Origin of the sequence: Kiloniella majae, assembly GCF_002118315.1 — a bacterium.
In the GTDB taxonomy this organism is placed as follows: domain Bacteria; phylum Pseudomonadota; class Alphaproteobacteria; order Kiloniellales; family Kiloniellaceae; genus Kiloniella; species Kiloniella majae.
In genome coordinates, this window is the sequence record NZ_MTSZ01000007.1 from 18,111 (window position 1) to 39,926 (window position 21,816).

General features: G+C 46.1%; 21 protein-coding genes. 6 read left to right on the forward strand and 15 right to left on the reverse strand.

What is annotated here, in order from left to right; translation table 11 throughout:
• The first annotated feature begins 67 nt into the window (after positions 1-67).
• Positions 68-1,060, forward strand: coding sequence for an MBL fold metallo-hydrolase (locus BKB51_RS16945; protein ID WP_085902308.1), 993 nt, complete (start codon positions 68-70; stop codon positions 1,058-1,060).
• Positions 1,061-1,311: 251 nt separating this feature from the next.
• Positions 1,312-1,872: a type 2 periplasmic-binding domain-containing protein gene (locus BKB51_RS16950; RefSeq protein WP_085902309.1), complete on the forward strand. Its 561-nt coding sequence runs from the start codon at positions 1,312-1,314 to the stop codon at positions 1,870-1,872.
• A gap of 36 nt (positions 1,873-1,908) precedes the next feature.
• Here BKB51_RS16950 and hutG read toward each other — a convergent pair whose 3' ends face one another.
• Positions 1,909-2,745 carry an N-formylglutamate deformylase gene (hutG, locus tag BKB51_RS16955; protein ID WP_085902310.1) on the reverse strand — a complete coding sequence of 279 codons (837 nt, stop codon included), beginning with the start codon at positions 2,743-2,745 and terminating at the stop codon, positions 1,909-1,911.
• 92 nt (positions 2,746-2,837) lie between these two features.
• On the opposite strand from hutG, the gene BKB51_RS16960 reads away from it, so the two are divergent.
• The 3 genes from BKB51_RS16960 to BKB51_RS16970 all read left to right on the forward strand — a co-directional run bounded on the left by BKB51_RS16960 (position 2,838) and on the right by BKB51_RS16970 (position 5,370).
• Positions 2,838-4,220, forward strand: a complete 1,383-nt coding sequence (locus BKB51_RS16960) for a formimidoylglutamate deiminase (protein ID WP_085902311.1) — start codon at positions 2,838-2,840, stop codon at positions 4,218-4,220.
• Positions 4,217-4,918, forward strand: a complete 702-nt coding sequence (locus BKB51_RS16965; protein WP_085902312.1) for a GntR family transcriptional regulator — start codon at positions 4,217-4,219, stop codon at positions 4,916-4,918. Before BKB51_RS16960 ends, BKB51_RS16965 begins: the two co-directional genes overlap by 4 nt.
• Positions 4,919-5,058: 140 nt before the next feature.
• Complete coding sequence (locus tag BKB51_RS16970; protein ID WP_085902313.1) at positions 5,059-5,370, forward strand: hypothetical protein; 312 nt, start codon at positions 5,059-5,061, stop codon at positions 5,368-5,370.
• Between the two features lie 2 nt (positions 5,371-5,372).
• Here the strand turns inward: BKB51_RS16970 and BKB51_RS16975 are convergent, their stop codons facing one another.
• The 4 genes from BKB51_RS16975 to BKB51_RS16995 all read right to left on the reverse strand — a co-directional run bounded on the left by BKB51_RS16975 (position 5,373) and on the right by BKB51_RS16995 (position 8,396).
• Complete coding sequence (locus BKB51_RS16975) at positions 5,373-5,903, reverse strand: helix-turn-helix transcriptional regulator (protein WP_125911863.1); 531 nt, start codon at positions 5,901-5,903, stop codon at positions 5,373-5,375.
• Positions 5,904-5,964: 61 nt separating this feature from the next.
• On the reverse strand, positions 5,965-6,489 hold the full coding sequence (locus tag BKB51_RS16980) for a cytochrome b/b6 domain-containing protein (RefSeq protein WP_085902314.1): 525 nt from the start codon (positions 6,487-6,489) through the stop codon (positions 5,965-5,967).
• A gap of 89 nt (positions 6,490-6,578) precedes the next feature.
• On the reverse strand, positions 6,579-6,848 hold the full coding sequence (locus tag BKB51_RS16985) for a PepSY domain-containing protein (RefSeq protein WP_085902315.1): 270 nt from the start codon (positions 6,846-6,848) through the stop codon (positions 6,579-6,581).
• 303 nt (positions 6,849-7,151) lie between these two features.
• A complete protein-coding gene (locus tag BKB51_RS16995) occupies positions 7,152-8,396 on the reverse strand; it encodes an aminotransferase class V-fold PLP-dependent enzyme (RefSeq protein WP_085902317.1) in 1,245 nt (414 codons plus the stop codon).
• A 307-nt stretch (positions 8,397-8,703) separates the two neighbouring features.
• On the opposite strand from BKB51_RS16995, the gene BKB51_RS17000 reads away from it, so the two are divergent.
• On the forward strand, positions 8,704-10,392 hold the full coding sequence (locus BKB51_RS17000; protein ID WP_085902318.1) for a sensor histidine kinase: 1,689 nt from the start codon (positions 8,704-8,706) through the stop codon (positions 10,390-10,392).
• 56 nt (positions 10,393-10,448) lie between these two features.
• Here BKB51_RS17000 and BKB51_RS17005 read toward each other — a convergent pair whose 3' ends face one another.
• The 10 genes from BKB51_RS17005 to BKB51_RS17050 all read right to left on the reverse strand — a co-directional run bounded on the left by BKB51_RS17005 (position 10,449) and on the right by BKB51_RS17050 (position 21,747).
• On the reverse strand, positions 10,449-11,411 hold the full coding sequence (locus tag BKB51_RS17005; RefSeq protein ID WP_085902319.1) for a carbon-nitrogen hydrolase family protein: 963 nt from the start codon (positions 11,409-11,411) through the stop codon (positions 10,449-10,451).
• A gap of 154 nt (positions 11,412-11,565) precedes the next feature.
• Positions 11,566-12,621, reverse strand: a complete 1,056-nt coding sequence (locus BKB51_RS17010; RefSeq protein ID WP_085902320.1) for a putative transporter — start codon at positions 12,619-12,621, stop codon at positions 11,566-11,568.
• Positions 12,622-12,866: 245 nt separating this feature from the next.
• Positions 12,867-13,736: an NAD(P)-dependent oxidoreductase gene (locus BKB51_RS17015; RefSeq protein WP_085902321.1), complete on the reverse strand. Its 870-nt coding sequence runs from the start codon at positions 13,734-13,736 to the stop codon at positions 12,867-12,869.
• Positions 13,737-14,001: 265 nt separating this feature from the next.
• On the reverse strand, positions 14,002-16,386 hold the full coding sequence (locus BKB51_RS17020) for an ATP-binding protein (RefSeq protein WP_085902322.1): 2,385 nt from the start codon (positions 16,384-16,386) through the stop codon (positions 14,002-14,004).
• A 119-nt stretch (positions 16,387-16,505) separates the two neighbouring features.
• Complete coding sequence (locus BKB51_RS17025; protein WP_085902323.1) at positions 16,506-16,937, reverse strand: iron-sulfur cluster assembly scaffold protein; 432 nt, start codon at positions 16,935-16,937, stop codon at positions 16,506-16,508.
• Positions 16,934-18,550, reverse strand: coding sequence for an NTP transferase domain-containing protein (locus BKB51_RS17030; RefSeq protein ID WP_085902324.1), 1,617 nt, complete (start codon positions 18,548-18,550; stop codon positions 16,934-16,936). Before BKB51_RS17030 ends, BKB51_RS17025 begins: the two co-directional genes overlap by 4 nt.
• Positions 18,547-19,224 (reverse strand): XdhC family protein, encoded by a 678-nt coding sequence (locus BKB51_RS17035; protein ID WP_085902325.1) that lies wholly within the window; start codon positions 19,222-19,224, stop codon positions 18,547-18,549. Before BKB51_RS17035 ends, BKB51_RS17030 begins: the two co-directional genes overlap by 4 nt.
• Positions 19,221-19,568 carry an XdhC family protein gene (locus BKB51_RS17040; protein ID WP_085902326.1) on the reverse strand — a complete coding sequence of 116 codons (348 nt, stop codon included), beginning with the start codon at positions 19,566-19,568 and terminating at the stop codon, positions 19,221-19,223. Before BKB51_RS17040 ends, BKB51_RS17035 begins: the two co-directional genes overlap by 4 nt.
• Positions 19,569-19,596: 28 nt before the next feature.
• On the reverse strand, positions 19,597-20,814 hold the full coding sequence (locus tag BKB51_RS17045) for a vWA domain-containing protein (RefSeq protein WP_085902327.1): 1,218 nt from the start codon (positions 20,812-20,814) through the stop codon (positions 19,597-19,599).
• A 6-nt stretch (positions 20,815-20,820) separates the two neighbouring features.
• Positions 20,821-21,747: an AAA family ATPase gene (locus tag BKB51_RS17050; RefSeq protein WP_085902328.1), complete on the reverse strand. Its 927-nt coding sequence runs from the start codon at positions 21,745-21,747 to the stop codon at positions 20,821-20,823.
• Positions 21,748-21,816: the final 69 nt, after the last annotated feature.

Here is a 21,816-nt window from a genome sequence, read left to right on the forward strand (position 1 = left end):
ATCCAGAAAAATATACTGATATTAAGCGATATTGATTTGGATAATAGTGATATCGGGATATTTTGTCATGACACTTTCAAGACGCGATCTACTAAGAAGCTCTCTTTTGACGGGGGGGGCGGGGCTTGTTGCTTCCATGGCACCGCTTTCTATGCCGACGTCAAGTTTTGCCGCGGCTCCAAAAGCGGGTGTGCAAACCACAGGTGCCTATCGTTTTTCTGTTGGAAAGTTTGAAATAACGGCTTTGTTGGATGGGTATATTGATGCAGGTTCGGATTTGATACCCAATTACGATCCCCAAGTGGCAGAACAGTTATACAAAGATCAATTCCGTACGCCCCCAGTTGATAAAATCCGGGTTCCGATTAATTCTTTTGTGGTCAATACAGGGGACAAAATTATTCTGATTGATTCTGGAACCGCGGACAATATGGGGCCAACACTTGGGCAGTTTACTGATAATCTGAAAGCAGCGGGGATTGCACCTGAATCTGTCGATGCCATTCTGTTAACCCATATGCATGTGGATCATATCTCTGGCATTACGTCAAAAGAAGGCAAGGCGCACTTCCCCAATGCTGAATTGATTGTGCATAAAAAAGATTGGGATTTTTGGCATGACGACAGCTACATATCGCAAGCCTCTGACTTCCTGAAAACCAATTCTGCAAATGCAAAAGCAATGTCTGCGCCTTATTCGAAACGCCTGACGCTTATTGATAAAGATGGCGAAGTTTTACCGGGCATTGAAGCTGTGGCGTTGCCGGGACATACGCCTGGACATACCGGGTTTGTTTTGCGTTCAGAAAATCAGGAAGTATTGATTTGGGGTGATGTTGTTCACTTCACCGCGCTTCAATTCCAGCATCCTGAATGGAGCATCGCGTTTGATATTGATATGCAACAAGCTGAGCAAACCCGCCGTAGAATGCTTGATTGGGTGAGTGCGGACAGAGTAGCTGTTCTGGGGAGTCATCTTGAGTTCCCGGGCCTTGGGCATGTCGCAGAGGACAAGGGAGCTTACAGGTACTACCAATCAAGTTGGCAGTATCAACTATAATGTCAGTATCAATGATACTTTAAAGAATTGGGCTGTATGCTGGGAAGCATGCAGCCCAAACTCTCATCAGGTTCTTAAATGTGTTAGGCTGTCAAGATAACCTGCAAAGGTATGCCCCGAAAATGGTGTTGCTGGAAAATACAGTTGAGGGCTTTGATGTTGTTTATTTCTAGATGGTTCTATTTTTCTTGCTTAAGAAAACTGCTGCCGGTCCTTAGTTTGGTTTACCCAACTTATCTCTGGGCGGGTTCATGGGAACTAATGACATTGTTCCCACGTTACGCGTTTTTAACGAGCTGGAGAAGGGGCGAGCGCACTGTGCTATTCTGGCACGCGTGCCGCTACCAGAGGCCCGGTATGACAAGCTTGCGCCGATTGGCAAAAGTATTGCGATTTCAGCAATCCCGCAAAGATCGATCATATTAGAGAAATATGGTGATTTGGCCGGCCTGAAGATCGCTATACCAAGGGGTGTTTTTGTTGGTGAACCCTTTGATAGTGATGACTCATTGTTGAAGGTGCCGACAAAGAACTATGACCTTAGCAGCGCCATGTTCAAAAATGACAGGGTTGATGTAGTTGTTGGGGCTTATGATAGCGTGTTGTTCAATATGCGGGCGCTTGGCATAAAAGAATCAGATGTTGGCAAGGCATATGTTTTCGCGGCTGTTCCTGTATGGGTGATGTGCCAGCCTGGAAAAATAAATGCAGAGCAAAAGAGACGTCTGATAGAAGCTACGGACAAGCTTAGAGAAAACGGAACGATCAAAGATATAATCGACAAATATTTGAAGCGCGCGAGTACATCGTGATAATCAACTTGGTCTGAAGTAGCCCATTTTTTGGCATTATGAGCCTAACTGTTTCGTCTCAACCAACTCAGTTAATTTCATTAGAATACTCTTGAGATAAGGGCGCAAGATCGCTGCGCTTTCTTTGTCGTAATCGAAGGGAAGAGTTTCCGCTTTCAAATGTGTTCGTTGGGCCAATTCCATTTGAATTGCATGAATATTATTGTGTGGCTGACCGTAGTGTCGCGTTGTCCAGCCACCTTTGAAGCGTGCATTGAGAACCGTACTGTATTCTGCGGCATTATTGGAGATACTCCAGACGCTTTTCTCAATAACACCGTCACAGGTTTCCCCGTTGTTTGTGCCGATATTGAATTCGGGTAACAATCCGTCGAAGAGAAAGGGAATAGTGGATCTGATGGAGTGGCAGTCATAGAGAATTGCCGCACCATGAAGGTCGCGAACCCGCTCAAGCTCTGTCTGAAGGGCAGCGTGATAAGGTGCGTGGAAGTTCAGGCGGCGGTTTTCAATTTCAGCTTCATCCGGCTCATAACCATCTTGGTAGATTGGTTGGTTGTCGAAATCAGTTAAAGGGCACAGCCCTGTTGTGTTCTGCCCGGGGTAAAGGCTGATACCGGAAGGATCGCGGTTGGCATCAATGACATAGCGATGAAAATTTGCCTTTACGATCGTCACATCAGGCAAAAGACCTGTGTAAAGCTGGTCGATATGCCAATCCGTATCGGCTAGCTTTTTCCCGTTAGTATTTAGCTTGTTTAGAATTTCTTCTGGAAGCCAGGTTCCTGTGTGGGGCATGCCCAGTACGATCGGACCATTCCCACTTGTGATCGTTACGGGAGACACGGGCGTTTCGAAAGTTTGGGCAGAAGGCATGAGAAACACTCTTTCCTGACTTGATAAGATTTATCTTTATTGTATTATGTATGCACATAATATTTTGTCAAGCGATGGCGAGGAGCAGTAAAGTGAGACATCTGTGGGCAGAACAGGCACTTACGCAAAGCGGGTGGCAGCGGGATGTGCATGTCATAATTGGTGATGACGGGCGAATTTCTTCGATTGAATCGGGTTTCGCTGCTGAATCCTCTGTTGTTAAACAGGCGGACAAGCTTGGCGTGCTTTTACCTTCGCCGACCAACCTTCACAGCCATGCTTTTCAACGTGCGATGGCGGGTATGACCGAAACTCGAGGCCCGGACCCTAAGGATAGTTTCTGGACTTGGCGAAAGTTGATGTATCGCTTTTTGGATCACCTAAGTCCGGATGATATCGAAGCCATTACAGCCTATATGCAGATGGAAATGCTAGAGGCCGGATATGCAGCGGTTTGTGAATTTCACTATTTGCATCATCAACCCGGTGGTGTGGCCTATGATGATATCGGAGAACTTTCCTATCGTATTAGTGCGGCTGCAAAGGATACAGGGATCGGCTTGACACTTTTACCTGTTCTTTATGAACATGGGGGGTGTGATGGCCGGACACTTGGGCCAGGGCAGATCAGGTTTGGAAACACACCAGACAGGTTCCAAAAGCTTTTTGAGGCCGCAGCGCAAGCACTCAAAACCTTGCCGGATGATACAAGGCTTGGGGTTGCGCCCCATTCGCTTCGGGCTGTTAGCCAGGAAGGGATGCGGTTTGCAACAGGCCTTGCGTCGACAGCTCCGTTACATATGCATATTGCTGAACAAACAGCCGAAATTGAAGAGATTCAATCAGCGTGGGGCAAGCGTCCCGTAGAGTGGTTGTTGGAAAATCATTCTGTGGATGAACGCTGGTGTTTAATTCATTGCACCCATATGGAACCTCACGAAACAGAAGGTTTAGCGCGAACAAATGCCGTTGCTGGTTTGTGCCCGATTACTGAATCAAGTTTGGGGGATGGTATTTTTGACGGTGTCCGCTATATCAATTCTGGAGGCCGCTTTGGTGTTGGTTCGGATTCAAATATCCGTATCTCACTCTCGGAAGAGCTACGGACGCTGGAATATTCTCAACGCCTTCGTGATCGGGGCCGGGCTGTCTTCGCGACCAAAGAAAAATCAACAGGTCGGGTTTTGATGGATGCTGTTGTTGCTGGTGGAACGCAAGCCGGGCAGCGCGAAGCCGGCGCTATCGCGGTTGGACAACGTGGAGATCTTTTTGCGCTGGATATGAATGCCGTTGATCTATTGGGTAAAGAGGGGGACGCCATTCTGGACAGCTATATCTTTGCCGGAGATGACAAAATGATCACCGATGTCTGGTCAGCTGGCCGGCATCTGGTAAAAGAGGGACATCATGTCAAGCGGGATCAAATCGTTACCCGCTACAAAAAAACGATGATGTCATTAAAGGATCGAATTTGACCGTAACAGAGATCAACAGCTGGCAAAGTGTAAAAGCCGAGGTGATGCGTCGGATTATTGAACGTATCTGGTTACCTGGCGACATGATTCCTAATGAAATTGATCTTGCCGAAGAATTTGGCTGTGCACGTGCGACCGTTAATCGGGCGATGCGGGCATTAGCCGAAGAAGGTTTGTTAGAACGCCGTCGGAAGGCAGGAACCCGTGTGGCATTGAATCCAATCCGCAAGGCAACACTGGAAATCCCGATTACAAGGTTGGAGGTTGAACAGCGTGGGTGGTCTTGGCGTCATAGTATTCTGGAAAGATCAGAGACATCACCGTCTGTTACTGTGGCAAGTCGCCTTGGTTTGTCTGTTAATGTTGAAATGCTGCATGTTCGCAGTTTGCACTATGCTGATAATCACCCCTTTCTCTATGAAGATCGCTGGGTGAATTTATCCGAAGTTGCGGCTATCCGTGATGTGGATTTGAAAGAAATTGATGCAAACGAATGGTTGGTCCAGAACACGCCTTTAACAAAGGGCGATATTTCTTTTTCTGCGGCAAATGCGACCAAGCAAGAAGCTGAGCTGCTGCAAGCAACCGAAGGAGAAGCCATTTTTGTGATCGATCGAACAACATGGAATGGTGATATTCCGGTAACAATTGTTCGTTTGGCCTATGCACCGGGTTATCGTATGCATACCGAGATTTGAGTATTTTTATACCCGAGTAATTTTCTGTGACATTCTGTCACTTTGTTGTTTGGTGATCGCGTTCTTATTTTAGCTGTATCTAATACCCGACTAAAATACTGTGAGTTAAAATACGGGGAGCCAAAATACGGTGAAAATACATGACTGATACAACGGTACAAAGCTTGTCTTCCTCATCAGCTGACAATCAGACGTCAGACGAACCCAGGATCTTTCAGTTGATTTATGCTGTGCCGCTTATTGGCTCTTTTTTCAAAGAGCTACTGGATCCCAATTCGGACGCTACGTTATATTTCCTGCTTAATGTGGTGCTATTGTGGATTTTCAGCGGGGCTTTCTGGGGGCTTCAAGGTGTGTTTGCCGTGGCTTTGTGCCTTGTTCCGGTAATGTTTATCGTCATTCTTCGAATAACACTTGGGAAAGTGCCTGTTTCTGTAACTGATAACGAATAAAGCTAATTGCTGGCGATCAGTTCTTCACTCAGGAGTTCTTCTATAAAGAAGCTCAAGAGTTGAGGCCGTCCGGTTACCTTTGCTTTGTTATAGATGGCGTTACACTGGGCTTTGACAGTTCCTTCGCGTGTTTGGCGCAAGCCTGCAATGTCTGAAAAAGACATTCCTTTGATGAGGAACAGTGCTACGTCTTGTTCGGCGGGGGTTAAATTCCATTCTTTAAAATACTGATCGAGCATGGTGATAAAGGCCCCGGAGGCAATTTTTATTTGCTCTTCTATCCGGCGCTGTCGATGGAGCATTTGTCGGATTTGTAAAACTGTGAAGGCAATGCTGACCGACAGTGCTATGACAACTAGGAGCTCAATGATATCGTGATCAAACCCGGCAAAAATATCATGTGCAAACCAGATGTCACCAATGGCATCGGACAGAAAAAAGAGTGTGCAGATAATTTGTATGATTAACAATCCCCATAATATTTCGGCTCTTTCATGAAAGGGCTGGGATGACTTACGGAGATTGTCATTCATAAGTTTTACTCTTGTCTGTTAGCGCCAGTTTTAGCGTCTTGGTCTTGAGGTTTTGGCCCTCTTAGTATTTTGAAAGGGATTTTTTACCCGTAATCATTGCTTTGGCAATATTGATTTTAGATCGTTTTGTCTCCCAGGCAACGCCCAACAGATGAAAGGCTACGGATAGCATGGTGTAGTTTGCCAGAAACTCGTGAATCTCTTCGAGCCATTTCATTCCCCAGAACATGTCTGTTTCGGCAAGGATACCCGTTAAACAAAGTAAGGTGAGAGATCCTAGCAGGTTGAATACCATAAGAGCACCAAGGGGGTTGTGCCCAAGATGGATGTCCTTTTCTTGAAACAAGATACTACGAAGATGTTCCTTTAGGTTTTTCTTGCTAGGTGCGAAGTTTGCGAAGCGTGCATGATAACTGCCAATAAACCCCCAAACAAAACGAAGGGCTAGTAGCCCAAGTAGAATATAACCGAGATAACTGTGGGATGTGCTGCCATCTTCTGTCACAAAGAAATTAGCCAGAAAGAGAACAGCGATACTTCCGTGGAAAAGACGGATAAATAAGTCCCATACCTTTACATCTTGCATGAGGCCTCCGGTACGAAGTGTTTTTGTGAATAGAAAAAGATCGGAGAGGCCGTATCGCCTCTCCGATCTGGAGATCGAATGAGAAGGAATTAATCGTCTTCTTCGACTTTGATGATGTTGCCTGTTTTGGGATCAACGTAAATTTCGTAGCGAATGCCGTCTTTCAAGGCATAGGCTTCCAGATATTCATCTTCAACTTCGATTTCTCGCACTTCATAACCTTGGGTCTGTAATAGGCCTGTGATTTCTGTCTCGGATTTTCCGGCATAGGTACCATCCAAGCTGTGAGCGAAGGCCACCCCGGCGAGTGTGAATATGCCGATAGAAGAAAAGAGAATGGTTTGCTTTAACTGTTTCATGTTCTTGTCCTTTGGTTTTGTGTTCGTGATGAACTGAACCTGAGGAAGGAGACATGATAAATCTATTGAACTTTGGCTTATATAAAGGCCTCTATACCAAAAGTTTATGCCCGGTTTATAAGGGTTTATTCGCGATATCGAATAGTTGGTATCGTTTGATGGAACGTAATTTTATCAATGAAATTAAGCACAAACTCAGGGTGTATAAGGCTAATAGCATAGCCCCTTTCCCGTGATATACCCGCGATATAATAGAGGAAAGGGGTTTCTTTGATATTGATATAACGGGAGCGATGCTTCTACCTATAGAACCTGATCAAGCGCTTTGAGTAGCTTTTGAATATCATCAGGGCTGGTGTAGTGAACAAAGGAAACACGAAGTGCGCCGGATTCAGGGTCCAGATTCATTCCTTCAAAAAGCCGGTAAGAATAAAAATGTCCGCCAGCTGCCATGATGCCGTGTTGCGATAAATCCTCAGCAACGGACCTGCCATTTCGTTTGATGATCCCATTTTGTTTGATAATCAGGGAAATGGTTGGGGCTCGGTCTTCTGGTTTATCCGGGCCTAGAAGGCGTAAATCATTTCTGCTTCGGATATATTCAAGTAAGGGAGCCATCAAAGCCTGTTCCTGTGCCTGAAAAAGATCGTGGATGTCCTGTCCCCGTTTTGCAGAATTTGTTTGTTGACCAAAATGGTGCGCATGTACGGCATCAAAATATTCCGTAATTCCGCTGGATGCGGCAACCTGCGCGTGGTCAGGTCCGGCAGGTACAAATCGTTTATGGGCGAGATCTTTGTTAAAGAAATGCCCCTGATAGGCCAACATCTCCCTTGTTTCCTGACGAATAAACATCAATCCCTGATGCGGGCCATAGGTTTTATAAAGTGAGAAAAGATAGACATCCGCCCCAAGAGCGGACACATCAGGGAAGCCATGTCCGGCATAGGAAACGCCATCGACAACAACTTTTGCGCCGACCGCATGGGCGCGTGCAGATATTTCCGCAACGGGGTTCACATGGGCAATGATATTTGAACAATGAGGGAAGGTTACAAGGCGGGTTTTGTCGTTCAGTAAATTGTCGAGATCTGAGAGATTTAAATATCCGGTTTCCGGATCAACACGCCATTCTCTGACTGTTATTCCGCTATCTGACAATCTGCGCCAGACGCCAGAATTTGCTTCGTGGTCCTGATTGGTGACGATGATTTCATCGCCTTCTTGCATGGTGGCGCGGAAAGCCTGTGCCAAAACATAAGTATTTTGACTTGTCGATGGCCCCAGATCAATTTCAGCTTCTGAAACGTTGAGATAGGCCGCAAGTTTTATAAGGGCCTGATCCATTTCTTGGCCGGCGGCTTCTGATGCAGGAAAGGGATGATAGGGTTGTAACTTTGTTTTTCGGTAGTAGTTGTTCAATCGGTCAATGACTTGATGACAAGCATAGGATCCACCAGCATTTTCAAAAAAGGACCAGTCTTGAAGAGACGGTTCCTTGAAAGCAGGAAACTGGGAGCGAACAAAATCTATATCTAATGTGGTCATGAACGTCTCTTCTTTCTCTGGCCTGACCTCATTGGTCTGATCTCTTTGGCCTATACCTGTTAAAGTTTGAAATATTCCAAGCTTGTTTGAGTGCGCCTGGATTGAATAAACATGATCGTGGAATGATAGCTTGCTATCTGAGGTGGAAGTAAAACCGATTTTGTAATGTCATTTGTTATGTAACCGCGTTTATAGGCTTGGGGTCAAGAACCACCTTTAGGTGCAACTAATTTTTAATAGTTTACCGTTTATCGTTAGTGATTAAGGCTGGAAAACAAGCTATTGCAATATTCTTGAGGTCAACAGTATGGGGAAACAGAAGGGTACTCAGGCAGAGGAACCTGCAGAGTACGCCAGCCCGCTTTATCTACCAAACCAAGCTGTTGCCTTTTTTGACAAAGATCGCAGGTTGATCGGGTGCGACGACGATTTCCAAAAGCTTTTAGGCATAAGCAAAAGTCTTGTCGAGCCGAGTACCTGTTTGAATGACCTTCTTCTGAAATGCATTGGCAGTGATATTCGTGTTCCAGCAAAAGGCGCGGACGTCGAAATTCTCGATGAATGGCTTCATTTTATGGAAATCGGGCAACCCGTTGTTTTTCAAAAACCGAGCCTCGAATTAACCCAAATCAGAATGAATTCTTTGAACAATGGTGGTTTATCACTACTGGTTAGTGATGCATCTTCGTGCATGGTTGGGGATGTAATCGCGATTGCTGGGCAGTTAAAGACGGTTGTTGAGAATATTACCCAAGGCATTTCTCTTTTTGACCGTAACTGTAAGCTCGTGTTGTGTAATCAGCGTTTTCTTGAGCTTATGGATTTTCCGCAGGAACTTGGCAGGCCCGGGACCTCTATGGCCGATCTTTTTCGCTATAATGCGGAACGAGGAGAATACGGTCCGGGGAATATAGAACATCAAGTCAATCAGCGTATGGAACTTGCCTATAAGTTTGAGCCACACCATTTAGAGCGAACGCGAACCGATGGGACTGTTGTAGAGGTTTGCGGGAACCCTCTTCAGGACGGTTTTGTGACAACATACAACGATATTACGGTCCAAAAGAAAGTAGCCGAGGCATTGGAGGAGTCCAATCTTAGCCTTGAGCGACGGGTGAAATTACGGACGGCAGAATTACAGGCGGAATTACAGACGCGGATCAACACGGAAGAGCAGTTGCGTAATGCTGTGAGTAAAGAGCAATTAGCGAGCCGAAGTAAAAACGAATTTTTGGCAAACATGAGCCACGAACTCCGTACGCCGCTCAATTGTATTATTGGTTTTTCCGAGCTTCTTAAGAATGAATCCTTTGGTCCTTTGGGGCAGGAAAGATATAAGGATTACTGCGCTGATATTAATAGTGCCGGGGTGCATTTACTCGAGGTCCTGAATGATATTCTGGATGTTTCCAAACTTGAATCAGGTGATATGGATCTTCTTGAGACGGAAGTGGATCTATCAGCGGTGATCGAATCATCGGTGGTGATGCTTGCCAACAGAGCGGATAGCCAGAACATCTCACTCGTTACAGAAATACCAAAAGATCTACCCTATTTGTATGCTGATGCGCGACGGGTGAAACAAGTCTTGATTAACTTGCTATCGAATGCAGTTAAGTTTTCGCGCGAGGAAGGTGAAGTGGTTATTACTGCTTCTGTGGCCAAACAGGGTAATATTTGTCTTACAGTTGCCGACAAAGGCATCGGAATTAGTAATGAAGATCTGGCCAAGGTTATGGACCCGTTCCACCAGGTTAGTGAAGCTCTAACGCGTAATCACGAAGGAACTGGCTTGGGGCTTCATATTGTGAGCTCTCTTGTCGAGTTACATGGTGGGCATGTTGTTATTGAAAGTGAACTTGGTGTTGGGACAAGTGTTTGTGTGTATTTCCCCCGTGGGCGTAGTCTGGATCGTGCATCGGTTATATCACCAAGCGAAGAGCACAAATCCAACCAAGATGCAGAGGCCAATCCGATTAATCGACCTCTGCATTGATTACTAATCTGCGATTATAAGGCTGTTCATTTACCTCTCGTTCGCATAGTTACCCCTTAATTTGTGAATTTCACTGTGGACTGCCGTTCTCTGTTTACAGATAGCTGAGTCACATCTGGTCTTGAATAATGCCCTGCGGGGTCAAAGTTCTGACGTTCTTTTCGGACAAGCTTGTGGTCAATGGTTGCGACGGCCAGACGTTCTTCGCCAATAATAGGTTCAATAACCCATTTTCCATCTGGCCCCATCAGGCAACTGCCGCCATTGGCCAGAAAACCAGTGCTCTCCCCGGCTCTGATAAGGTCAGCGTGCGGGATGTCATCTGTGATGTCTTCAACGCGCATCAAGCCGCAGACAAACATTGTATATGAACGCGACTCCTTAGCGATAAAACCGGGTAAGTCATGTGTGTTGTGATCACCACCGGGCCAACAGGAAAAGTGCAGATCTTCGCCCTGTGCATAGAGAGAGGCCCGGGCCAATGGCATCCAGTTTTCCCAGCAGTTCAAACCACCAACGGTGAATTCCCCAAGGGCGTGTGTACGTAGGCCGTGGCCATCGCCGGGGGCCCAAGCCAGACGTTCCTCATAGGTTGGCATCAGCTTGCGATGTACTGAACCGATTTGACCTTGTTTGTCGATATAAACGAGGGTGCAATAAAGACTATGTCCGGCTCGATCAAGCGGGCGCTCCATGATGCCAACATAAACAGCAATCTCGCGTGCTTTTGCGGTTTCACAAACAGATGTAAGATCGCCGCGTTCAATAGAAACGCCTTCATCCAGATACTTGGCGTGGATTTCTTTTTGAATGTCATTGTTAAAACGAGCGCCATCGGTCCGGTCGAGCCAGAAAGGATAGCCGGGAGCCAAGGCTTCGCCGAAACCAACGAGGTCACAGCCTTGGTCGGCAGCTTGGTTTATATAGATGATAATTTTCTCAAGCGTTGCTTCACGATTGAGCCAAACGGGAGTGATCTGGGCAAGCCCAACGGTCAAAAGATCTTTATTGGCAGACATAAGGTAACTCCGGATAAAACGAATTTATCCAGAGTAAAGCATGCTGATTTTAGCGGATCAAAGCTTGATCTATAACGGAGCATCTTTACCGCAAGAATGTGAAAAAGCCCTCGTATAGAGGGCTTTTTGTATGACCTATGACAAAATAGTATCTTCACACTGACTGTGGTGAATCCAATACAGGTTTTTCAAATCGTCGTAGGTTATGTTCGAATTCATGTAGCCTTCGATAGATGGAACGTAATTCGGTAATGGTTGTCCAGTTATGAAGGAATAATGCAAAACCTCCGTGAACCTTCTGGAATGCATTTGAAATTTGTACCATAGTTCCGAGGGTAATTAGGCCTGTAAAGAGCCCTGGCCCCATAATCAAATATGGGACAATAACCATAAACTGATCATATATATTCAGCCATAGATCAAAGTATCCATAATGCCAGTAAAGGCGATGATAATTGAAACGGATACCAGTGAATAGCTCAAACAAAGTTTCTTGTTTGGCGTATTGCTCTTTGTTGTCTTCTGCTAGAACAAGATCTTTACGGAATGCTGCTTCGACACGTTGATTGTTATACTCCAATCCCGGTAATTTTATGCCGACAAGCCATGAGATTAAAAGGCCACCGACTGAGACGAGTAATGATCCCCAAACCAGAGAGCCCTCAATATCTCTTATAATTGGGATGTCAACTTTGCTGCTGAAATCCCATAAAATTGGGATGAACGCGATAAGAGTCATAATAGCTCTGACAACTTGTAAGCCGAGAGATTCAACAATACGAGCAAAGCGATTACAGTCTTCTTGAATACGCTGAGAAGCGCCTTCTATTTCGTCTTCAACAGTTCGCCAACGCGGGATGAAGTTAAAAGTCATAGCTTCACGCCAACGGAGACCATAAATTCTTGTAAACCAGTTAGTTATGATCGCCAAAAGTACGTAGGGGAAGGCAATGATTAGGAATGAAGGTTGCCCTTCGTAGTTGTTGATTAGATAATCAAACCCTATAAGTTTGCTAAAAAACAGCGCAATACCTTCGTCTGGTTTGTCTTTATAGTCTGCTGCGGTTTGAAGGAGGTTATAGAAATCGCCGTACCAAGTGTTGATTGCTACTGACATTTCTACTTGCATCCATAAGCAAAGTATAAGTAATGCACCCCCACCATAAGCCCAGAACGCCCATTCTTTGGTTTTATAAAAGCTATGAAACATGTGGTTCTTTCTCTGCGGACTTAGGGAAACTGATGGTGGCTATCATGGCGATGGCTTGTGGTGGGATCAAGGCTGTATTTGTTTGTGTCCAGCGATAAGGTGTGAAATCACAATAACTTGAAGTACAGATAGTATGATTGCCGCTAAAGATTGTTTGTTTCTATGTAACTTAGGCCTGAGTTGAATAGGCATAGAAAAACAGCAGCAAGCTGTGATGACTTGCTGCTGTTTGGGCAGTTTCACGTCTAATCGTTTTGAAGTAAATGTACCAGACTGGATGTGTCCCAGCGATTACCGCCACGGGCTTGTACCTGTGCGTAGAATTGATCAATCAGATGAGTGGTGGGCAAGCGGGCTCCATTTCGTTTTGATTCTTCGAAACAGATACCAAGATCTTTGCGCATCCAGTCAACGGCAAAGCCAAATTCGAACTCGCCCTGACACATGGTTGATCCTCGGTTTTCCATCTGCCAGGAACCTGCCGCCCCTTTGGAAATCACGTCGATGACCTTTTCCATATCCAGATTGGCTTTTTGGCCGAAGTTCATGGCTTCACTGAGACCTTGAACAAGGCCAGCAATGGCAATTTGATTGACCATCTTGGTCAATTGTCCTGATCCGACTGGCCCCATGAGGGTAACGGCACGAGAGAAGCAATCAGTAACTGGCTTGATACGGTCAAACGCGGCTTGTTCACACCCACACATCACAGTGAGTACACCGTTTTCAGCGCCGGCCTGACCGCCGGATACAGGAGCATCAACAAAGTGGATCGATTTTTCACGAGCGATAGCATCAAGTTCACGAGCAACGTCGGCGGAGGCCGTCGTATGATCGACCAGAACTGTATCTGCGGTCATACCGGCGAATATGCCGTCATCACCAAGAACAACAGAGCGAAGATCATCATCGTTACCAACACAGCAGAAAACGATTTCTGCGCCTTCTGATGCGGCGCGGGGTGTTGCGCCGCTGCGACCGCCGTGCTCCTTGACCCAGGCATCGGCTTTTGTGTTCGTACGATTATAAACGCTGACGTCATGCCCTTTTGTGGCAAGGTGCCCTGCCATTGGATAGCCCATAACACCCAAACCTATAAACGCGACCTTTGCCATAACTCTACTCCCTAAATTTATGGTGAAACTCTTGGGACGATCTCAATATGCAGGCAATTTGCCAGAGCTTGTTTCCCAGAGTTCGTTTTATTGGATCGATGAGAGCTTAGGAACTTGGGTGGAATTGGGCAAGGGGCATGAAACATTGTCCTCTAAAACATAAGGACAATGTGGAGTTGGCGGACAAAGCACATGGCAAAGGTTCTGTTTCAGACTTTGTTTTGTCCGTTACTGTTATCGTCAACTTTGTTCGTGTGATTTATATTTACGAAACTTTCGCGGGCACATTTTGCTCAATCACATCCATAAGCCTTTTGAAATCAACAGGTTTTGCGACGTAATCATTCATACCGGCTGCAATATAAGTATCCCGATCCCCCTTCATTGCATTTGCTGTAACGGCAACGATGGGAATTTGCGACTTGGCCCCTTCGAGTGCGCGAATTGCTTTGGTTGCTTCAATACCATCCATTTCCGGCATCTGGATATCCATAAGAATAATATCCGGATTTTGATGTTTGAGGTATTCCAGTGCTTCCAGACCATTAAAGGCTACATCAGATTTGTGGCCACGCTTGGTAAAGAACTTTGTCAGCAGCATCTGATTGATTTTGTTGTCTTCTGCGATGAGAACATGCAACTGTTCATCCTCAGACAAGGTCACAGGCTCAACAACCTGTGTTGATGCAGATGCATTGTTTCTGGCTGAAGGTGCTGTTTGTGTAGTGGGATCTTCGTTCTGTGTTGGTTCCGCGACTTCCAGCGGAACTGTGAACCAGAAAGTACTGCCGTTGCCCAGCGAACTTTCCAGTCCGATTTCTCCGCTCATTTGTTTACTTAAACGCTTCACAATAGAAAGCCCTAGGCCGGCACCACCGTGCCTGCGAGAAGAAGATCCATCGGCCTGGGTGAAGCGTTCGAAGATACGATCTTGATCTCCATCGCTGATGCCGATGCCCGTGTCTTCTACGGAACACTTAATCCACTGCGTGCTTCCGGCGCGGGGTTTGTGGGGTGTTACGGTAATTTTGATATAGCCTGTATCTGTGAATTTGATGGCATTACCGACAAGATTGAATAGGACCTGTCGTAGTCTGGTTGGGTCACTTTTTACCCACTCTGGCAAATCGGGGTCTATTTCAGAAATCAGGGCCAGATTTTTAGACGAAGCCTTGGGACGTTGAGCCGATGTAACAGATTCCAGAATTCCAGGAAGGCTAAAGCTGCTGATCTCCAGCTTGCTTACCCCTGCTTCCAGCTTAGAGATATCAAGGATATCGTTGATCAATAGCAATAGATGATCGGCAGAGTTTTTAATAGAGTTTGTGTATTCTACCTGCTCCTCATCCAGTTTACTTTCCAGAAGCAGATTGGTCATGCCGACCACACCGTTCATCGGGGTTCGGATTTCATGGCTCATGGTCGCGAGAAATTCTGACTTGCTACGACTGGATTGTTCAGCTTCCACTTTTGCTGCGAGCAGGTGTTCTTCGGTACGTTGTCTTTCGGCAACTTCCTCTTCCAGTCGGTCATTGGTTTCCTGTAACCAATGGGTTCTATCGCGCACCTTGTCTTCCAGATCACTTTGATACTGGCGAATTTCTGATTCCATAGCATCAAAGCTCTCAAGTGCGAGTAAAAGTTCGTTGGATTGGGTTTCGGAAATTGCCTCTGTTGGTATGGTGTTCCCCATTTTTAGGGCGCCAATCTTTTTCCGAAGAGTGCCCAAAGGGTTGAGAACAATTTTGTGGAGAGAAACGACAATGAAAAATAGGGCGATCGCAAAAAAGGCCGCCAGAAGCTGTAAAACCGTAGCAATGGCAAACTGTCCTTTGTCGAGTATTTCCATTGGGTGCGGATGAACCAAACGCATGAGCTTGATGTCATTCATGGCGATAATATCGACGTAGGAATAGAGCATATGGTTATCCTGATCGTCGTATAGCCCGATAGCTCCGGTTTGTAGCGGATCAGAAATAACTTCGATTGGCAGGTTCTGCTTCTCGGAAATACTCTGCTCCAGACTGAAAACCGTATTGAATTCTGCATTGAGATCTTCAGCGATTTTTGCCATACGAGTTTGATCAAGATATCGTCCGGTAATGGCAATACCTCGTGCTGGGCCGTCCTGATTACTTTTGAGAATTGGGTGGGCCGCGATCATCATGGGGCCACGTGTTGTCTGGGCAAAGCCAGCCATACCATTGTTGGCGACCACAGCTTGTGGAGACATCACAGCTCTGGTTTTGTTATCGACAAAAGTAATCTCGAGATCTGTGAAGCTGTCGGAATTTTTATCAAACCAACGACCCCAGACAATGTCATTGTTCATGTCATAAAAGGCCATCAGGTGAATATCGGTTAGCAAAAACGTATCGTCGGGGGCGCTGCCCGCAATAAATTCGGGATCTTTTGAAACCATATATTTATAGGTGTCATCCCAAACACCCCAGTCGCTGGAATAGATTTTCAAGTCTTCCAGTTCATCATGGAGTGTGTTTTGTATTTGCTGTGATCGGTGAATGGTGTTTTCCCGATCAAGGCTGGCGAATTCGGGGGCAACAACTGTGTAGAGGATACCGGCACTCGTAGCGATGAGGACGAGGAATAGTACAGCCAGGAGGGATCCAATTTTGCTCTGTATCGACATAATCGTTGCCAGACCTTTCACGTGTTGACTTTAATAACGCACGTAGGGGATTTGGAAATCTTGCGGATCAGGTAGCAAAACTTCTATTTGTAATCAGAGCAAGTATATAATCGTTTGTTTTAATAAATTGTTTCTATTTTGGCGAGTGCCTGAAAAGGAAGTAATACGCAGCTGTGTCTGTTCTTTATGGCTGCAACAGGCTGGAAAATATGGAATGATTCCCATTCACTAGGAAGCGATATGGGTAAATTTTCCTTTAGCTGTAATTTCAGTTGTTGGTGAATTTTCTCTAATTCTGTTAAGTCACAGCCATGAGAAAGCTCTTTTATAAGTTGTGCAGAGGCTTTGCAAAGTGCGCAGGATTGGGCTTTGTAGCCAATCTCTGAAATCAGATTATCGTGCATTGCCAGATCGAGGGTAATGCGATCACCACAAAGCGGGTTGTTATGGATAATCGTATGATGGGGGCTTTCCAGACGACAATCACCCATGGCGGCAAGACGCAAAAGCTCTTTGTTATAGAGATCATCATCAGGCATTAGTTCGCTCATTTTGTGAAACTCGTCTTGCGGAGTGTTGATAGTGCTTCCGGGGTGTCTATATCCGAAAGCACAGATGTATTGTCCATAACCACTTCTTGCAAGTCGCCGGGATAGTTGCCCAGAAGGTGCCGTGCGCCGCTATCACCTTTCAGATTTAACATCTCGGGAATGAAACCCCTGCTCCAGAGTACAGGGTTGCCACGCTTGCCCTCAAATGTAGGAACGCAGATTATGGCACCATTTTCCGGGTCATAGGCACTGATCAATTTATTCAGTTGTGTGCTATGAATCGATGGCATGTCCCCTAGACAAATCAAGACTGCATCGCTATCTGCGGGTACAGCCATTAAGCCCTTGATCAAAGATGTACTGAGGCCGTCAGCAAAATCAGGATTGTGTACGTATTCAACATCGTTGGACTGTAGGCTTTCCTGGACTAAGTCAGCCTCGTGTCCCGTCACGACAATCGTATGGTCGATATGACTTTTGCCAATGTTATCTGCAACCCATTTTACAAGTGGTTTGCCTTGCCACTCTTGAAGGAGCTTGTTCTCCGGTCCCATCCTTCGGGACTGTCCCGCGGCAAGCAAAACGGCGGTCACTTTTGGCGTGGTATGGGAAGTATCGGAAGGCATTTTTTCTCTTGGTTGTGGGCGTGTTGGAATTTCAGAGAGCAGACCCCCGCATCCCATTTGCATGATGGTATCTTTTGAGATCTCTAACCCAGCAATGATACGTTGTAAAATCCAGTCAAAACCATTGAGTTTTGGTGATCTTGCACAACCGGGTAAGCCAATAACGTTGCTGCCTGAATGGCGCCCTAATAAAAGTAAATTTCCTGGATCTACGGGCATCCCAAAATGCTCTATTCTACCCCCCGAGAGCTCGAGGCCTTTAGGCAACGCATCCTGTCGATCCACAATTGCCGAGGCCCCAAATATCAGGATGAGATCATGATTAGTTTTGCGCAGGTCTTTTATTGCTGTCGCAATGGAGTTAGGGGTGTGATCAACAACGGTGACTTCGGAAAGCTCGTTTGCACAGGATTTAAGTCGCTGGTTCACAACCGTTTGTGTTTTCCCCAGAACAGACTTTTTAGTTTGCGGTAACCGGGTCAGAACAAGACCAATTTTAAGTTTTCGAAAGGGGTGGACGGTAAGTTGCGCTAATCCTCTGGTTTGTTTCAATGCCCGTGATGGCGCTGCTAATGGAATGATTTTTGCGGTGGCGACGAGCTGATTGGGATGGACAACAACATAGGGGGAAAGTGTTGCCAGTGTGATGGCTTCGTCAACAGAATTAATGTTCCCAATATCCTGTGGCGTAGTCTCAAAAACACCGTGCTCAGTACTGTAAATATTACAGCGTCCTGTAAAGGCGGGGCTTGTTTTTACGCCGTTACCAGACACAAACTGGCCAAGCTGTGCAGCTGCAGAGTCTTCGTGAATATCGTGCTCTTCAAGTCGGATTGTTGTTACTATTCCAATGTCTGACAATAGCAGATCGTCTATGTCAGGGGATGTCAGAAGGTGTCCTTTGCTTAAACGACCTTTATGACTTGTGATTGAGTGAGCCAGATAGGTGCCTTCGGCGTCTTCCGTTTTAACTTCGGCGTAAATCACGTCTTGTCCCCATGGCGGAGGGATTTTGTAATTGATGCAAGAATGGAAACGGCGATTTCTGCTGGGTTCTTGGCACCGATATCCAACCCAATTGGCCCTTCGATGCGGTCTAGATTTTCTATATGCCTAAGACGGTCTAGGCGTTTGGCGTGGGTTCTTTTACTGCCGAGTGCACCGATATAAAACGCATCTGAGTTTAAGGATGCTTCTAGTGCAGGATCGTCGAGTTTGGGATCATGCGTTAATAAGACGACAGCAGTTCTGTGATCGGGCTTGAGATCTTCCATGGCTTCATCAGGCCATTCGTTGGTGATTGCGCAATTTGGAAAGCGGGTTTTGTTGCCAAAAGCACTTCTGGGATCAATGAGAATAACTTCGTAACCTGCCGATTGCGCCATAGGCACCAAAAATTGCGATATGTGAACCGCACCTACTATGATCAGGCGTAGAGGTGGGTTGAAAATTTGAATGAATGTTTCCCCGTTTTCAGTTGCGTGGACATAGGATTTATCGTCACGCACTGCAGTTTTCAGATCAGCCAGCAAAGGATGCTCTACATCAGATCTTAGAGGGTATACCAGTTCCTGTTCGCCACTTTTTAAATCTGTTAGTAGAGCTGTGGTTTCTTTTGCAGCTTTGGCGATGTTGAGTTGATCGAGTGTTGTGCGCTTCATGCAGCTTCCAGTCGTTCAACATAGACTTGGATTGTACCGCCACAAGCCAGGCCAACGTCCCAAGCCTGCTCATCGCCGACACCAAATTCCAGAATATCTGCCTTGCCGTGGTTCATAATCTCCAAAGCTTCTTGAATAACGGCCCCTTCGATACAACCACCACTGACGGAGCCGAGCATGGTCATGTCTTGGTCAATGATCATCATGCTGCCAGCTTGACGCGGTGATGAGCCCCAAGTCTTAATAACGGTTGCGAGAGCAACCTTGCGACCTTGGTCCTGCCAGACTGCTGCGGTTTTTAACAGATCCTCAGCAGATGTTTCTATTGTGTGTTTTTCGGTCATTCTTGATTGGTCCATGACTGTGCCGATACTAAGTGGGGCGTTTCTTATTTTGCAGGCTTTCAATCAAACCTTCTAGACTCTTTATATTGTGTGCACTTCTAAATTCATCAACGTGTGGCAACATTAATTTAATGCCGCGTGCTTTTGCTTGAAACGCATCGTACCTGAGCAGGGGATTCAACCAGATGAGTTTTCGACAGGACCTGTGCAGTCGATCCATTTCTAGGGAAAGGTCGTAGGCGCCATCTCTCTCCAGGCCATCGGTGATTAAAAGAACGTTTGCCCGCTGTCCTAAAACGCGTCGCGACCAGTGTTGATTGAAATCATGTAATGCACTGCTGATTCGGGTCCCCCCTGACCAGTCATCAATTTGCTGCCCGACAGCAGCAAGGGCCTCATCCACGTCCTTATATTTCATCTGTCTTGTGATGTTGTGCAGTTCCGTTCCAAAGGTAAAGCTATGGATACGATCACGTGCAGAGCCAAGGCTGTGAACGAAATGAAGTAACATTCGGCTGTATTCACTCATAGAGCCAGAGATATCGCAGAGAATAACCAACGGTGCTCGTTGTACCTTTTTTGCTTTATACTTTAAGTCAATAATATCTGCACCACGCCGCATTGATGCCTGCATGGTTCTACGGGTATCAATGCGTTGTTTTTGACGCGATGGCGTAAAGCGTCGTGTAGTGATCTCTTCGGCTGGGAGCTGTAAGCGTTTGATCAGATCCAGCGCTCTTTGTTGCTCTTCAACACTCATTTGTTCAAAATCTTTGTGACGAAAAACCTTTTCATCAGAACTTGTTAATCTTGCGTCAAATTCGACTTCCACATCGTCGTCTGTCTTCTCTTGAGGAGGTGTGTTTTTCTGTTCTGGTGCGAATGCCTGGCTCACACGCTTCAGAGCTTTGTCCTTTTCATCCCGGGGGGCGTTTTCCAGAAATGTTGTTGGTAACAATAATGACATGGCGCGTTCAAGAAATTCGGGATTTCGCCAAAAAATATGAAAACACTGATCGAAAATTTCTTGCTGATCCCTGCTGGAAATAAAAAGGCAGCGAAAGGTTGCATAAATATCATCGCGTCTGGTCAGGCCGGAAAACTGGGTGGCTTCTATCGCCTCTAAAACACGTGCAGGAGGCAGTGCTAGACCTGCTTTTCTTAGTGTTCGGGCGAAATGGAGGATATTTTCTGCCAGATAACCTTCATCGCGTTTGCTATTTTGATATGGCTGCTGTGGAAGCATAAGATATCAGCCTATTTGGTCTATCTCTGTTTGCACTTTCCTTAAGATATCAGTGGCTTCGCTTCCTTGTATGCGGCTTATATCATCTTGATATTTCAAAAGAACGCCCAAGGTATCGCTGACAATTTCGGGTGCCAGCGAGACGCGGTCCAGCTGTGTTAAGGCATTTGTCCAGTCAATGGTTTCCGCAATACCGGGCTGTTTGAATATTTCTGGATTTTTCCGTAACTCCTGAACAAACAAAACAACTTCGTTGCTTAGTCTCTCTGCTGCATCCGGTGCCTTGAGCTTAAGAATTTCAAGCTCTCTGAGGGCATCGGGGTAATCAACCCAGTGATAAAGACAGCGACGTTTTAAGGCATCGTGAATTTCACGTGTTCTATTGGATGTGATGATGACGACAGGTGGTTCTTCTGCTTTGATTGTTCCTAGCTCTGGAATAGTAATCTGGTAGTCAGATAAGACTTCCAGAAGATAAGCCTCAAAGGCTTCATCCGCGCGATCCAGCTCATCAATGAGCAGAACAGGGCTTTTGCCGTTGTGGCTTTCCAATGCTTCCAGCAGAGGTCGTTTTATTAAAAACTCCGGGGCGAATATATCTTTGGAAAGTCCTGCTCTATCTGTATCTCCGGCAGCTTCGGCAATACGGATCTCAACCATCTGTCTTGTATAATTCCATTCATAGACAGCAGTGTTGATATCAAGACCTTCGTAACACTGAAGACGGACCAAAGGCCTGTCCAGTGTAGCTGAAAGAACCTTGGCGATTTCCGTTTTCCCGACCCCGGCTTCACCCTCGAGAAACAGTGGGCGTTGCATGTTCAGGGCAAGGTGAATAACAGTGGCAAGGGATCGGTCTGCAACGTACTTACCGTTGGCTAAATTTTGAAGAACGTCATCAATGGAAGCGGATATTTGAGACGAATTTGGCATGACGTGCTCCGTAGGCAGATGATCACAACATAAAATGGCCGCAGCAGATTATAGAGATCCGCTACGGCC

Coding starts and splice junctions, on each gene's coding strand:
- BKB51_RS16945 (WP_085902308.1), top strand. CDS start 68: ATGACACTTTCAAGACGCGATCTACTAAGAAGCTCTCTTTTGACGGGG.
- BKB51_RS16950 (WP_085902309.1), top strand. CDS start 1,312: ATGGGAACTAATGACATTGTTCCCACGTTACGCGTTTTTAACGAGCTG.
- hutG (WP_085902310.1), bottom strand. CDS start 2,745: ATGCCTTCTGCCCAAACTTTCGAAACGCCCGTGTCTCCCGTAACGATC.
- BKB51_RS16970 (WP_085902313.1), top strand. CDS start 5,059: ATGACTGATACAACGGTACAAAGCTTGTCTTCCTCATCAGCTGACAAT.
- BKB51_RS16975 (WP_125911863.1), bottom strand. CDS start 5,903: ATGAATGACAATCTCCGTAAGTCATCCCAGCCCTTTCATGAAAGAGCC.
- BKB51_RS16980 (WP_085902314.1), bottom strand. CDS start 6,489: ATGCAAGATGTAAAGGTATGGGACTTATTTATCCGTCTTTTCCACGGA.
- BKB51_RS16985 (WP_085902315.1), bottom strand. CDS start 6,848: ATGAAACAGTTAAAGCAAACCATTCTCTTTTCTTCTATCGGCATATTC.
- BKB51_RS16995 (WP_085902317.1), bottom strand. CDS start 8,396: ATGACCACATTAGATATAGATTTTGTTCGCTCCCAGTTTCCTGCTTTC.
- BKB51_RS17000 (WP_085902318.1), top strand. CDS start 8,704: ATGGGGAAACAGAAGGGTACTCAGGCAGAGGAACCTGCAGAGTACGCC.
- BKB51_RS17005 (WP_085902319.1), bottom strand. CDS start 11,411: ATGTCTGCCAATAAAGATCTTTTGACCGTTGGGCTTGCCCAGATCACT.
- BKB51_RS17010 (WP_085902320.1), bottom strand. CDS start 12,621: ATGTTTCATAGCTTTTATAAAACCAAAGAATGGGCGTTCTGGGCTTAT.
- BKB51_RS17015 (WP_085902321.1), bottom strand. CDS start 13,736: ATGGCAAAGGTCGCGTTTATAGGTTTGGGTGTTATGGGCTATCCAATG.
- BKB51_RS17020 (WP_085902322.1), bottom strand. CDS start 16,386: ATGTCGATACAGAGCAAAATTGGATCCCTCCTGGCTGTACTATTCCTC.
- BKB51_RS17025 (WP_085902323.1), bottom strand. CDS start 16,937: ATGAGCGAACTAATGCCTGATGATGATCTCTATAACAAAGAGCTTTTG.
- BKB51_RS17035 (WP_085902325.1), bottom strand. CDS start 19,224: ATGAAGCGCACAACACTCGATCAACTCAACATCGCCAAAGCTGCAAAA.
- BKB51_RS17040 (WP_085902326.1), bottom strand. CDS start 19,568: ATGACCGAAAAACACACAATAGAAACATCTGCTGAGGATCTGTTAAAA.
- BKB51_RS17045 (WP_085902327.1), bottom strand. CDS start 20,814: ATGCTTCCACAGCAGCCATATCAAAATAGCAAACGCGATGAAGGTTAT.
- BKB51_RS17050 (WP_085902328.1), bottom strand. CDS start 21,747: ATGCCAAATTCGTCTCAAATATCCGCTTCCATTGATGACGTTCTTCAA.